At 41.3% G+C, this 13,894-nt stretch carries 15 protein-coding genes; all 15 read left to right on the top strand.

What is annotated here, in order from left to right; all coding sequences use genetic code 11:
• Positions 1-2,216: DEAD/DEAH box helicase (locus HMPREF9965_RS09855; RefSeq protein WP_000328877.1), on the top strand; the 2,216-nt coding region annotated here is incomplete at its 5' end.
• Between the two features lie 47 nt (positions 2,217-2,263).
• Positions 2,264-2,875 (top strand): hypothetical protein, encoded by a 612-nt coding sequence (locus HMPREF9965_RS09850; RefSeq protein ID WP_000806756.1) that lies wholly within the window; start codon positions 2,264-2,266, stop codon positions 2,873-2,875.
• Between the two features lie 11 nt (positions 2,876-2,886).
• Entirely contained in the window at positions 2,887-4,221 is a 1,335-nt protein-coding gene (gene murC / locus HMPREF9965_RS09845) for a UDP-N-acetylmuramate--L-alanine ligase (protein ID WP_000048077.1), read from the top strand.
• A 9-nt stretch (positions 4,222-4,230) separates the two neighbouring features.
• Positions 4,231-4,698, top strand: a complete 468-nt coding sequence (locus HMPREF9965_RS09840) for a GNAT family N-acetyltransferase (protein WP_000405309.1) — start codon at positions 4,231-4,233, stop codon at positions 4,696-4,698.
• The gene (locus HMPREF9965_RS09835) at positions 4,695-5,183 is read left to right on the top strand and encodes a GNAT family N-acetyltransferase (RefSeq protein ID WP_000702415.1); all 489 of its coding nucleotides are present in this window, start codon (positions 4,695-4,697) and stop codon (positions 5,181-5,183) included. Before HMPREF9965_RS09840 ends, HMPREF9965_RS09835 begins: the two co-directional genes overlap by 4 nt.
• A gap of 62 nt (positions 5,184-5,245) precedes the next feature.
• Positions 5,246-6,940: an endolytic transglycosylase MltG gene (gene mltG / locus HMPREF9965_RS09830; protein ID WP_080566889.1), complete on the top strand. Its 1,695-nt coding sequence runs from the start codon at positions 5,246-5,248 to the stop codon at positions 6,938-6,940.
• 63 nt (positions 6,941-7,003) lie between these two features.
• Positions 7,004-7,486: a transcription elongation factor GreA gene (greA, locus tag HMPREF9965_RS09825; RefSeq protein ID WP_000818755.1), complete on the top strand. Its 483-nt coding sequence runs from the start codon at positions 7,004-7,006 to the stop codon at positions 7,484-7,486.
• A gap of 76 nt (positions 7,487-7,562) precedes the next feature.
• Positions 7,563-8,927, top strand: a complete 1,365-nt coding sequence (locus HMPREF9965_RS09820; RefSeq protein WP_000097711.1) for an amino acid permease — start codon at positions 7,563-7,565, stop codon at positions 8,925-8,927.
• A 101-nt stretch (positions 8,928-9,028) separates the two neighbouring features.
• Positions 9,029-9,439, top strand: coding sequence for a GNAT family N-acetyltransferase (locus HMPREF9965_RS09815; protein ID WP_000558477.1), 411 nt, complete (start codon positions 9,029-9,031; stop codon positions 9,437-9,439).
• Positions 9,440-9,493: 54 nt separating this feature from the next.
• Positions 9,494-10,090 (top strand): HAD family hydrolase, encoded by a 597-nt coding sequence (locus HMPREF9965_RS09810; RefSeq protein WP_000351393.1) that lies wholly within the window; start codon positions 9,494-9,496, stop codon positions 10,088-10,090.
• Positions 10,091-10,240: 150 nt separating this feature from the next.
• Positions 10,241-10,450 carry a helix-turn-helix transcriptional regulator gene (locus HMPREF9965_RS09805; RefSeq protein WP_001107495.1) on the top strand — a complete coding sequence of 70 codons (210 nt, stop codon included), beginning with the start codon at positions 10,241-10,243 and terminating at the stop codon, positions 10,448-10,450.
• Positions 10,440-10,913, top strand: coding sequence for a DUF6773 family protein (locus HMPREF9965_RS09800; RefSeq protein ID WP_000797302.1), 474 nt, complete (start codon positions 10,440-10,442; stop codon positions 10,911-10,913). Before HMPREF9965_RS09805 ends, HMPREF9965_RS09800 begins: the two co-directional genes overlap by 11 nt.
• Positions 10,903-11,391 (top strand): DUF6773 family protein, encoded by a 489-nt coding sequence (locus HMPREF9965_RS09795; RefSeq protein ID WP_000797153.1) that lies wholly within the window; start codon positions 10,903-10,905, stop codon positions 11,389-11,391. The genes HMPREF9965_RS09800 and HMPREF9965_RS09795 overlap by 11 nt, the downstream gene beginning before the upstream one ends.
• Before the next feature lie 116 nt (positions 11,392-11,507).
• Entirely contained in the window at positions 11,508-12,968 is a 1,461-nt protein-coding gene (locus HMPREF9965_RS09790) for a nicotinate phosphoribosyltransferase (protein WP_000283154.1), read from the top strand.
• Entirely contained in the window at positions 12,965-13,789 is an 825-nt protein-coding gene (gene nadE / locus HMPREF9965_RS09785) for an ammonia-dependent NAD(+) synthetase (protein ID WP_000058067.1), read from the top strand. Before HMPREF9965_RS09790 ends, nadE begins: the two co-directional genes overlap by 4 nt.
• Positions 13,790-13,894: the final 105 nt, after the last annotated feature.

The following is a 13,894-nucleotide window of genomic DNA, read 5'->3' as shown; positions in this document are numbered from 1 at the left end:
TTTATCTCTTAAATCCTAAACAAATCAGTCTTTTAAAGGAAATCAAGGAGCTTCCTCAGGAAGAAAAAGGGAGGAAATGGCTCCAGTTTGACAACAGTGATCGTGACCGTCTGGCCGTCTGTTTGCCTTTGTTTGGACAGCTGGGCACAGTTTCTGCTCCAGAACGTTTACAAATACGAGCCTTTTCACCGATTTTTTACTTTGACAAGGAGAAGGATGGCCGCATCCGCTTGGATATCGAATTTGACTATGGAGATGTTAAGGTGACTAGTCGTCAACAGCTGGAACAATTACCTTTTTCAAGCGATGCCGTCTTGGAAAACCAACTATTTCAAGTCTGTTTAGGGGCTGGTTTTGAGGCTGATTTTCAGTCTTGGAGACAGGTTTTGAAGCCAGAGGCAGTTTATTCTTTCTTTCACCATACGATTCCTGCTTTTGAGAAGTTGGGTCAAGTTTTCTTGTCTGATGAGATAAATCAGCTCTACAGCGTCCAAGCTCCTCAGGTTCAGATCGAGTCCAAGGGAGGACTGTTGGAGATTCAGTTTGATTTCCAAGGGATTGCCCAAGAAGAGATTGATCAAGCTCTTAAAGCCTTAACCAGCAATCAGGATTTCTATATCAGTTCTTCTGACCAAGTGTACTTTTTTGATGAGGAAACCAAGCAGATTCGTCAAAATTTGCAAGAACTGGGGGTTGAGCTAAAAGATGGTTCTTTCCAAGCGCGAAAATCCCTAGCTTATAGCCTTTCTCAGCTTTTTGAAGGTCGAGACAGGTTCTCCTTCACAGAGGAATTTCAGCATTTAGCTCATGATTTGACCCATCCAGAGGATTTTCCTTTGGGAGATATACGGGTTCAGGCGAGTTTGAGAGACTATCAAGAAAAGGGAGTCCGTTGGCTTCAGATGCTTTATCACTATGGCTTTGGTGGCATCTTAGCCGATGATATGGGACTGGGAAAAACACTGCAAACTATTGCTTTTTTGACAAGTCAGGTGACAGAGGGTAGTCGTGTCTTGATTTTGGCGCCGTCAGGTTTAATCTACAATTGGGCAGATGAATTCAGGAAATTTGCCCCACAGTTGGATTTGGCTATCGTTCATGGTTTAAAAGCGAATCGAGAAGCGATTCTTTCTGAAAATCACCAAATCTATGTGACTAGCTATGCCACCTTTCGTCAAGACAGCGAGCTTTATCAAGAGATGGACTTTGATTTTCTCTTCTTAGATGAAGCCCAGGTCATGAAAAATGCCCAGACTAAGATTGCTCAGAGTTTGCGCCAGTTTGTGGTGCCGGCAGTCTTTGCTTTGTCAGGTACGCCTATCGAAAACCATTTAGGAGAGTTGTGGTCTATCTTTCAAATTGTACTTCCGGGGCTCTTACCTAACAAGAAGGAGTTTATGAAATTACCGGCTGACCGAGTCGCGCAGTTTATCAAACCCTTCGTCATGAGGCGTAAGAAAGAAGAAGTCCTAACAGAACTACCTGATCTGATCGAAGTTGTCTATAAAAATGAACTGGAAGACCAGCAGAAGGCCATTTATCTGGCCCAGTTGCAACAGATGCGAGACCGCCTAGCCCAAGTGACAGATCAAGAATTCCAGAGAAGTCGGGTAGAAATCTTATCTGGTCTCATGCGATTGCGCCAGATCTGCGATACGCCAGCACTCTTTATGGACGATTACCAAGGAGCCAGTGGTAAATTGGATAGTCTCCGAGATTTATTGCTACAAGTGGCTGCTGGTGGGCATCGGGTCTTGATTTTCTCCCAGTTCAAAGGAATGTTGGAAAAAATCGAGCAAGAGCTCCCAGATTTGGGCTTGACTTCCTTCAAAATTACGGGCTCAACTCCTGCTCAAGACAGACAAGAGATGACCAAGGCCTTTAATCAGGGAGAAAGAGACGCCTTTCTCATCTCTCTGAAGGCAGGTGGTGTCGGTCTTAATCTAACGGGAGCTGATACCGTCATCCTAGTGGACCTCTGGTGGAATCCCGCTGTCGAAGCCCAGGCTATCGGACGAGCCCACCGCATGGGGCAGGAGCAGATGGTCGAGGTCTATCGTTTGATTACCAAGGGAACCATTGAAGAAAAGATCCAAGAACTTCAAGAACAAAAGAAACATTTGGTTTCCCAAGTTTTAGATGGTACGGAGTCGCGTGCGAGTCTCAGTTTGGCAGAAATTCGTGAAATTTTGGGAATTTCTGAAGCCAGCACTTGAAAAATCAAGACAATACGCTATAATGAAGTGTTGAAAGGAAATACAAAATGAAACAAGATCGATTTCCATTGGTGTCAGATGATGAGATCATGCTGACCAAAATGCCAGTCATGGACTTGTACGATGAGTCAGACTTTATTAGCAATATCAGAGGTGATTACCGAGATAAAAATTATTTAGAATGGTCTCCTATCAATGAGGAAGAAACCGTAGTTTCTCCAGTGGTTAAAAAGGAGTCAAAACCAGGCCCAGAACCTAAAAAAGTTGAAAAAACGTATGCTGAATTGGCTAGAGAAGAGGCGCGTGCGGACTTGAAGAAGAAACGTTCAGCCAAGTATTTGACTCAGGATGTTAGTCATACCAGACGACACAATGGTTCAACACTTGTTCGTCAAGGAAACCAACCAACAGCACCATTTCAAAAGGAAAATCCAGGTGAGTTTGCCAAGTTTAGCAAAAACTTGAGCCAGTCCCACTATATTCTAGCTGAGGAGGTTGGCCAAGTAGCGAATCCAACTCCGAAAACTCAAACGGGAAAAGCTAAAAAGAACAACTATGATTTTCTAAAGAAGAGTCAAATCTATAATAAAAAGAATAAGCAAACAGAACAGGAACGTCAGGTTGCCCAAGAGTTGAATCTGACAAGAATCACTGAATAAGGGAGAAAAGCATGTCAAAAACATATCATTTTATTGGAATCAAGGGATCAGGGATGAGTGCCTTGGCCTTGATGTTGCACCAAATGGGGCATAAGGTTCAAGGGTCAGACGTTGAAAAGTACTACTTTACTCAACGTGGACTAGAGCAGGCAGGAATTGCGATTCTTCCTTTTGATGAAAAGAACCTACAAGGTGATGTGGAGATTATCGCGGGGAATGCCTTCCGTCCAGATAACAACGTTGAAATCGCCTATGCAGATCAAAATGGTATCAGCTACAAACGTTACCACGAATTCCTAGGTAGCTTTATGCGCGACTTTGTCAGCATGGGGGTTGCAGGAGCGCATGGTAAGACATCAACGACTGGGATGCTGTCTCATGTTTTGTCTCACATCACAGACACTAGCTTCTTGATTGGTGACGGGACAGGTCGTGGTTCAGCCAATGCCAAATATTTTGTCTTTGAATCAGACGAATATGAGCGCCATTTCATGCCTTACCACCCAGAATACTCCATCATCACCAACATTGACTTTGACCATCCAGACTACTTTACAAGTCTAGAGGATGTTTTCAATGCCTTTAACGACTATGCCAAACAAATCACGAAAGGTTTGTTTGTATACGGTGAGGATGCTGAGTTGCGTAAGATCACAGCTAATGCGCCAATCTATTACTATGGTTTTGAAGCTGAGGGCAATGACTTTGTGGCTAGTGATCTCCTTCGCTCAACAACGGGTTCGACCTTTACAGTTCACTTCCGTGGTCAAGAATTGGGACAATTCCACATTCCAACCTTTGGTCGTCACAATATCATGAATGCGACAGCTGTAATTGGTCTTCTTTACACAGCAGGATTTGATTTGAACTTGGTGCGTGAACACTTGAAAACTTTTGCAGGTGTTAAGCGTCGTTTCACTGAAAAAATCGTCAATGATACAGTGATCATTGATGACTTTGCCCACCATCCAACAGAAATCATTGCAACCTTGGATGCAGCTCGTCAAAAATACCCAAGCAAGGAAATCGTAGCAATCTTCCAACCGCATACCTTTACAAGAACCATTGCCTTGTTGGATGAATTTGCTCACGCTTTGAATCAAGCAGACGCCGTCTACCTAGCGCAAATCTATGGATCAGCACGTGAGGTAGATCACGGAGATGTCAAGGTAGAAGACCTAGCAAGCAAGATCACTAAGAAAAACCAAGTCATCACAGTTGAAAATGTATCCCCACTCCTAGACCATGACAATGCTGTTTACGTCTTTATGGGAGCAGGAGACATCCAAACCTATGAATATTCATTTGAACGTCTCTTGTCGAATCTGACAAGTAACGTCCAATAGGAAAAACAAATGGAAATTCCAATTACTATAAGGCAAGCCACCTTATCAGATTTAGACGAAATGTTGGCGATTGAAGAAGTCAATTTTTCATCAGAAGAGGCACTTAGCCGTCAATCTTTAGAAGAGAGTATCCGTAAAACTGCGGATACCTTTCTTGTAGCTAGGGATGAAAATCAGCTCCTAGGCTATGTTTTAGGAGAAGCTCAGTATCTTCATCCCAAATGGATAGAAATAAAATCATTGACCATTCATTCTGACCATCGTAGACAAGGTTTGGGAACTCTTCTTCTTGCATCCTTGAAACAGGTGGCAGTTGAACTAGATTACCAAGGTATTCTTTTGCAAAGTCCTGATGAGCTGCTATCTTATTTTGAAATGAATGGCTTTGTTGGAGAAGAAGTGACAGAGAGTCAATATGACAGTGGTTCTGAATGGTATATGACTTGGGAAAATCCCTTTTATCAGGAGGAAATATGAAAATCAGACAAGCGAGATTTTCAGATTTAGATCGAATTATAGAGATAGAGCTAGAGAATTTCTCCTTTGAAGAAGCTATTCCTCGTTCGGTCTTTGAGGCGCATTTGCGGGAAATTCAGACCAGTTTTCTTGTAGCTGAAAGGGAGGGACGTATCCTTGGTTATATCGAAGGTCCAGTCGTCCCAGACCGCCATCTACAAGATCAGTCCTTTACTGAAGAAGTAGAAGACCATAGTCACAAATCTGGTGGCTATATCTCTGTGACCTGTCTATCCATTGCTAAAGAAGCGCAAGCTTTGGGAGTCGGTAAGAGATTGCTGACTGCCCTAAAAGAAGTCGCTTTAGAACATGAACGAGAAGGCATTAACCTGACTTGCCATGATTATCTTATCTCATATTATGAGAAACATGGTTTTGTCAATGAAGGACTATCCCAATCTACCTATGCAGGTGAGACCTGGTATAACATGGTTTGGAAGCCTTGAAAACAAGAAATATAGTTGGAGAAAGGTATATTTTGTTGCTTTTCTGCGACTTTTAAGATATAATGTTATGGATTGCCAACAAGGAGGTAAAGCTTTTGAGCGAGAAATCAAGAGAAGAAACGTTAAGCTTTAAAGAACAGATTTTACGCGATTTAGAGAGAGTCAGAGAGAGAGAAAGAAGAGGGAAAGAAGATGAAAGTCCGACCACCCCAACTCCATCTTCTCAAGTGACTCCACCCGCTCCTTCTGAACAAGAACCAAATCTTGCCACAGAAGGTTTAATGGTAGACTCTCTGTCAACTGTGGATGAAATCCTTAAAAATGCCCCAAGTGTGCCACCACGCCCAAGTTTTGAATCAAGCGAAGTGACAGCACCAGAATCAGAAGAGTCAAAACTAGAAGAGCCTGCACCAGCCAAGATTGATGCTGTAGAGCCTAAAAAGGAAGACAAAGAGTTTAACACTACTCCAACTAAAGTGGCTGTTTCCTATAAAACAGATGACAAAAAAGAAGAATCAGTCCCTCCTGTTGTGGAGAATGTAGTCCCGGCTCCAGTTGAGAAAGTTGATAACCTAGCGGATGCTCCACGACGCAGTCGTCGTGAAGGAACAAAGCCAGCTAAGAAAAAGAAGAAATCAAAAGCTAAAGGCTGTTTGCTAACTTTCCTAGTTCTCCTAGTGCTCGTAAGTATTGGTGGCTTCTTTGGTTATGGATACGTTCAAGAATCCTTGAAACCTGTTGATGCAAGTTCTAAGGACTATGTGACAGTTCAAATTCCAGAAGGTTCAAATATTCAAGAAATTGGGAGCACTTTGGAAAAATCTGGTCTTGTTAAACATGGACTTATCTTTAGCTTTTATGCTAAATATAAGGGCGCAGACTTAAAATCAGGTTATTACAACTTGAAGAAGAGCATGAGTACGGATGAATTGATCCAAGAATTGCAAAAGGGGGGAACTCCTGAACCACAAGAACCAGCTCTTGCAAGCCTGACAATTCCAGAAGGATATACATTAGAGCAAATCGCTCAAACAGTAGGACAACTTCAAGGTGAATTTAAAGAACCTCTTACTGCGGATGCTTTCTTGGCAAAAGCTCAAGATGAGACCTTTATCTCTCAAGTAGTAGCCAAGTATCCAAACTTGCTTGGAAGTCTACCAACAAAAGATAGCGGGGTTCGTTATCGCCTAGAAGGTTACCTTTTCCCAGCAACTTATACCATCAAAGAAAGCACTACAGTTGAAAGTTTGATTGATGAGATGTTAGCTGCTATGGATAAGGCCATGTCATCATATTACGCCTCAATTAAAGAAAAGAATCTGACAGTCAATGAATTACTCAGCATCGCTTCTCTTGTTGAAAAAGAAGGTGCTAATTCAGAAGACCGCAAGAAGATTGCTGGTGTCTTCTATAACCGCCTAAATCTCGGTATGCCACTTCAAAGTAATATCGCTATCCTATATGCTCAAGGAAAACTTGGTCAAAAGATTAGTTTAGCGGATGACGCTGGAATTGATACAAATATCGATTCTCCATACAATGTCTATACGCACCTTGGCCTCATGCCTGGACCGGTTGATAGTCCAAGTTTGGATGCGATTGAAGCAAGTGTAAATCAGACAAAGAGTGAGTACTTGTACTTTGTAGCCAATGTCGAAGATGGTAAAGTATACTTTGCAACGACCAAAGAAGAACATGATCAAAACGTTGCAGAACACATCAATAGCAAACTAACACAATCAAGTAGTTCAAACTAAAATTATGTGGTTTTCCACATAATTTTGTTTTAAAAACAAATTAAGAAAAGAAAGTTGAGAAAAATGGCAGAAAAAACTTACCCAATGACCCTTGAAGAAAAGGAAAAGCTAGAAAAAGAATTAGAGGAGTTGAAACTCGTTCGTCGTCCTGAAGTGGTAGAACGTATCAAAATTGCTCGTTCATACGGAGACCTTTCAGAGAACAGCGAGTACGAAGCAGCCAAGGATGAGCAAGCTTTTGTTGAAGGACAAATTTCAAGTCTAGAAACAAAAATCCGCTATGCTGAAATCGTTAATAGCGATGCAGTTGCCCAAGATGAAGTGGCTATCGGTAAGACTGTAACGATCCAAGAAATTGGGGAAGATGACGAAGAAGTCTACATCATCGTCGGTTCCGCAGGTGCAGATGCTTTTGCTGGTAAGGTTTCAAATGAAAGTCCGATTGGACAAGCCTTGATTGGTAAAAAGACTGGTGATACAGCGACCATCGAGACACCAGTTGGTAGCTATGATGTCAAAATCTTAAAGGTTGAAAAAACAGCCTGAATAGAATGAAAATGGAGTAGTGGAGGTCTTGACTTGCTCAACTCCTTTTTGATTTTTTGAATAAATAGGAGACTATATGAGTTCAAATAAGAAAAAAAATAAAATGGAGCGTGGTTTAACCAATCGTCATGTTCAGGTGATGGCCATTGCGGGGACAATCGGAACAGGACTTTTCCTAGGTGCTGGTCGTTCTATCAGCCTTACTGGACCTTCTATCATCCTGATTTACATGATTACAGGAGCCTTTATGTTTTTGATGATGAGGGCTGTTGGAGAGATGCTCTACCAGGATCCAGAACAACATACTTTTATCAACTTTATCACCCGTCATTTGGGTAAAGGCTGGGGGTATTTCTCTGTTTGGTCTTATTGGTTGTCTGTTGTCTTTATCGGTATGGCAGAAATCACTGCGATTTCGCATTATGTTCAGTTTTGGTTTCCTTCTTGGCCTAGTTGGCTGATTCAGATTGTCTTTTTAACGATTTTGGCCTTGGTCAATCTGATTGCGGTTAAGCTCTTTGGAGAAGTCGAGTTTTGGTTTGCTATGGTTAAGATTGTGGCTATTTTAGCTATGATTGCAACAGGAGTCTTTATGGTCTTGACAGGATTTGAGACGCCGCATGGGGCTGCAAGTTTGGCAAACATCAGCGACCAGTTCTCCCTTTTTCCAAATGGAGTCATGAACTTTGTCATGGCCTTTCAAATGGTATTTTTTGCCTATCTGATGATTGAGTTTATCGGAGTGACAACCTCTGAAACGAAGAATCCTCGTCAGGTTTTGCCAAAAGCAGTTAAGGAAATTCCTCTCCGAATTGTCTTCTTCTATGGTGGAGCTCTATTGGCCATTATGTCTATCATTCCATGGAGAGAACTTGCTTCTTCAGATTCACCATTTGTAACGGTTTTTGAGCTGGCAGGTATCAAGTGGGCGGCAGCTCTGATTAACTTCGTTGTTTTGACGTCGGCAGCGTCTGCTCTTAACTCAACTCTCTACTCAACAGGTCGGCATTTGTACCAGATTGCTCATGATTCACCCAATCGCTTCTTAAAAGCTATTAAGGCAGATACTCTTTCTCGTCACAATGTTCCACAAAATGCCATCATTGCTTCAGCAATTTTAATTGCTCTGGCAGCTTTTATCAATGTTTTGCCAGGTGTTTCAGATGCCTTTGCTTTGATTACGGCGTCCTCATCAGGTGTTTACATCGCGATTTATATCTTGATCATGGTGGCTCATCTCAAATACCGCAAGTCACAAGACTTCATGGCGGATGGCTACCTCATGCCCCATTACCGTTTTCTAAATCCTTTAACCATGCTCTTTTTTATCTTTGTCTTTGTAACCCTCTTTTTACAAGAATCCACCTTTATGGGAGCAATTGGTTCAGCTATCTGGATTATCGGTTTCGGAATTTATAGCCAGTGGAAATTTAGAAAATAACTCATGAACTCATCAACTCAGCTTGGTGAGTTTTTTTCTAGTTTGACAGTCTATTGAAATAAGATTATAATCAAGCTGTAACAGTTTATTAGGAGGTTTGAATGCACGTTAGATTGGAAAATAAGGAATCTCATAAAGCGCAAGAAATAGGGAATTTGATTCGTGCTTATAATCGTTCCAAAAGAGAAGAGGCTGAAAGCGAGCCACTGAACCTTTATGTTGAAGATGAAAAGGGCGATCTCTTGGCGGGCTTAGTAGCAGAGACTTTCGGAAATTGGTTGGAAATTGAGTATTTGTTTGTAACAGAGGAACTGCGAGGGCAAGGAATCGGTTCAAAACTATTGCAACAGGCAGAAAATGAAGCTAAGAATCGAAACTGTCGTTTTGCTTTTGTCAATACTTACCAGTTTCAAGCTCCAGATTTTTATAAAAGGCATGACTACAAGGAAGTCTTTACCTTGCAAGACTATCCCTATACAGGGCAAAGATATTATTACCAAAAGGATTTGTAAGGTGAAAATGGAGAAATAAAGATCAATTCTTCATATCACTATGGAGGTGGGCAAATGGACATAATATTGGATATGGGTAACGTTTTATTAGAATGGAACAAGGATAAGATTTTACAAGGTGTTTCGGATACGAGGGAAGAATATTTGATTTTAGATAAGGTCATTTTTCAGTCGGGGCTTTGGGAAAGATTAGATCTTGGAACCATGACGAGAGAAGAGTTGGTGCTTAAAGTTGTGTCAATGATTGGCAGGACCTATCAAAAGAAGGTCGAAGAAGTTATCTGGAACTGGCCTAGCTACATTGACATTTATACGGAAGTCTTTCCTGTCTTGTCAGAACTAAAGAAAAAGGGGCATCGCATCTTTGTCTTGTCCAATACCTCAAAGGTATTTTATGACTTGCTGGAAGAGCAACTATCTCCCTTAAAAGAACTTTTAGATGGCTTTGTCTTATCCTGTGATATAAAAGCTATAAAGCCTGATTTGGTAATGTTTAAGGAGATTCTCTATAAATACCAGATAGATCCTACAAATTGTGTCTTTCTAGACGATATTGAGGACAATACAATCGCAGCTGAGAAATTGGGCATCAAGGCCTATCAGGTCAAGAAAAGAAGTGATGTCGTTGATATTTTGAAATCCTATATTTAAAGGCAGCGCTCTCTATTTTTTTGTAGTAGAGAGTTTTTTTGTTAATAAAATCTTACAAAATGACATTTATATATTGCATTAAGTTAGATATATGGTATAATATTTTTAAAAAAGAAGTGCAACTTTTTAAAAATGTGAAGGAGGACGCTAGTGGCTAAAAATTTAAAGTTAAAACTAGCTCGTGTGGAGCTTGATTTAACACAAGGGGATTTGGCAGAGGCTGTTGGTGTTACTAGGCAGACTATAGGCTTGATAGAAGCTGGGAAATACAATCCTAGTCTCTCCCTCTGCCAGTCTATTTGTAGATGCTTAGGAAAAACATTAGACCAACTATTTTGGGAGGAAGAAGATGAAAAATAGAAAAAAACTTGTGATCAAAGATGAACGTACGGAAAAATTGGATGGAAAGATTTCAGGAGAAATTCTCTTGGGAATGTGCCTATTTTTGGCACTGGAAATTTTTGCCAAACTTTATATCTTCAATTTAACGCTTCTGTCCTATTTACCAGAATTACTTTTATTGATTGGAGTAGGTTTGTATGCCATTATTCGCCGCATGTATGTAGGAATTGATATTCGAGATATTGTTGAGAATACTGGAAAAGAAAGAATTTTATCTGCTTTGGGATTTTCTATAGTGATTTTATTGATTGATATCGTAGGTAATCGCGAGGAACTGGTCAGTCTATTGACTTGGAAGTACTCCCTAAAAGTGGTTCTAGCAGTTATCATCTATCTCGTTGGGAGTTATTCTATGGATAGAGTTATCCTATACTTGAATCGCAGAAATCAGCAAGTTTGGGAGGAAGAAGATGAAGAATAGATTTTTTTATTATCAATTATTAGACGAAAGAGAAGAACAACTGATCAACAAAGCAGGAACAGAGTCTTTTTATGTGTTTATCGGGCTCATTCTGCTAAGTTATTTGGTGGCTGTATTAGCACCTGCTCTTTTTAATCCTGATATTCTTCTGGTTACCCTTCTTTTAGGAATTTTCTTCTTTTTCAATCGTGCACGAGAACTTGGAGTGACCTACTATAGTCGTTTTCATTTTACGATTGTAGGATGTTTGCTGGTAACTCTCGCTATTACGACTCTCTTGATGTTGCAGAATTATCAATTCAATATCGAAATTTATCAGCACAATCCTTTGAACTTTAAATACTTGTCTACTTGGGGCATTACTTATCTTCTTTATTTTCCATGGGTTTTTATTGGAAACCTTACTTTAAGAAATTTTGGAGAATGGGCTCAGAAAAAGTTTGAGCAAGATATGGATGAACTGGAGACTATGGAATAGCTTGTTAGTTTTTTATCAATCTCGGTAAAATGTGTTATAATAGTACTAATTTATCGGACGGTGTGAAAGTGGTAGAATACGTTCATACCTTTGTAAAGTAGGAAGAAGGAAAACAGATGTATCCAGATGATAGTTTGACATTGCACACGGACTTGTACCAGATCAACATGATGCAAGTTTACTTTGACCAAGGGATTCACAATAAAAAGGCGGTTTTTGAAGTTTATTTCCGCCAGCAACCTTTTCAGAATGGTTATGCAGTTTTTGCTGGTTTGGAAAGAATTGTGAACTATCTTAAAGACTTGCGCTTTTCAGATAGCGATATTGCCTACTTGGAGTCGCTTGGCTATCACGGGGCATTCTTAGACTACCTCCGCAATCTCAATTTGGAGTTGACGGTTCGTTCTGCCCAGGAAGGGGACTTGGTTTTTGCTAATGAACCAATTGTACAGGTAGAAGGCCCTCTAGCCCAATGTCAATTGGTCGAGACTGCTCTCTTAAACATCGTTAACTTTCAAACCTTGATAGCGACCAAGGCAGCACGTATTCGTTCGGTCATCGAAGATGAACCCTTGATGGAGTTCGGGACACGTCGTGCGCAAGAAATGGATGCAGCTATTTGGGGAACACGCGCAGCCGTGATTGGTGGAGCCAACGGAACTAGCAACGTGCGAGCAGGGAAGCTCTTTGGTATTCCAGTATTGGGGACTCATGCCCATGCCTTGGTACAGGTTTATGGAAACGACTATGAAGCCTTCAAGGCTTATGCGTCAACCCATCGTGACTGTGTCTTTCTAGTAGATACTTATGATACGCTTCGTATCGGTGTGCCAGCTGCCATTCAGGTAGCGCGTGAGTTGGGAGATAAGATTAATTTTAAAGGCGTTCGTATCGACTCCGGGGATATTGCCTACATTTCCAAGAAAGTCCGTCAACAACTGGACGAGGCTGGATATCCAGATGCCAAAATTTACGCTTCCAATGACCTCGATGAAAATACCATCCTTAACCTCAAAATGCAACACGCTAAGATTGACGTTTGGGGGGTGGGTACCAAGCTGATTACAGCCTATGATCAGCCTGCTCTTGGGGCAGTTTATAAGATTGTAGCTATCGAAGATGAAAATGGTCAGATGCGCAATACCATCAAATTGTCCAATAATGCTGAAAAAGTGTCTACGCCAGGTAAGAAGCAGGTATGGCGCATTACCAGTCGTGAAAAAGGCAAGTCAGAAGGCGACTACATCACCTATGATGGTGTGGATGTGAGTAACATGACAGAAATCAAGATGTTCCATCCAACTTATACCTACATCAAAAAGACCGTTCGAAATTTTGATGCCGTTCCTCTCTTGGTGGATATTTTCAAAGCAGGAACATTAGTTTACAACTTGCCTAGTTTGACTGACATTCAGGATTATGCCCGCAAAGAATTTGATAAGCTTTGGGATGAGTATAAACGGGTTCTCAATCCGCAACATTATCCAGTAGACTTGGCGCGTGATATTTGGCAAGATAAAATGGACTTGATTGATAAGATGCGCAAGGAAGCTCTTGGTGAAGGAGAAGAAGAATGAGTTTGCAAGAAACCATTATCCAGCAACTAGGTGTCAAGCCAGTGATTGACACTCAGGAGGAAATTCGTCGTTCGATTGATTTCTTAAAGAGATACTTGAAAAAACACCCTTTCCTTAAAACCTTTGTACTAGGGATTTCTGGAGGACAAGACTCAACCTTAGCAGGGCGCTTGGCACAATTAGCTATGGAAGAAATGCGAGCAGAGACAGGAGATGACAGCTACAAATTTATCGCTGTTCGGCTCCCTTATGGAGTCCAAGCTGACGAAGAGGATGCTCAAAAAGCCCTCGCTTTCATCCAGCCTGATGTCAGCTTGGTTGTGAATATCAAGGAATCATCTGATGCAATGACAGCAGCAGTTGAAGCGACAGGAAGTCCTGTTTCAGACTTTAACAAGGGCAATATTAAAGCTCGTAGTCGTATGATTGCCCAATATGCCCTTGCGGGTGCCCATAGCGGAGCGGTCATTGGTACAGATCATGCTGCGGAAAATATCACAGGTTTCTTTACTAAGTTTGGTGATGGTGGTGCGGATATTCTCCCTCTTTACCGCCTCAATAAACGTCAAGGAAAACAACTCTTGAAGGAGCTTGGTGCAGACTCCGCCCTCTATGAAAAAATCCCAACAGCAGATTTGGAAGAAGAAAAACCAGGTATTGCAGACGAAGTAGCCTTGGGAGTCACTTACAACGAAATTGATGACTACCTAGAAGGCAAAACAATCAGCCCAGAAGCTCAAGCAACTATTGAAAACTGGTGGCACAAAGGCCAACACAAACGCCACCTACCAATTACTGTCTTTGATGACTTTTGGGAGTGAAAACCTCCAGTGGAGGTTTTCAGCCCGAGTCTAGAAACGGGAAAACGAGGAACCTCCAGTGGAGGTTTTTACCCTGAGCCTAGAAATGAGAAAGCGAAGAAGGTT

Origin of the sequence: Streptococcus mitis bv. 2 str. SK95 (genome assembly GCF_000222705.1) — a bacterium.
Classification (GTDB): Bacteria; Bacillota; Bacilli; order Lactobacillales; family Streptococcaceae; genus Streptococcus; species Streptococcus mitis_AY.
The sequence above is the reverse complement of the archived record's forward strand: the minus strand, read 5'-3'. Positions and strand labels throughout refer to the sequence as shown.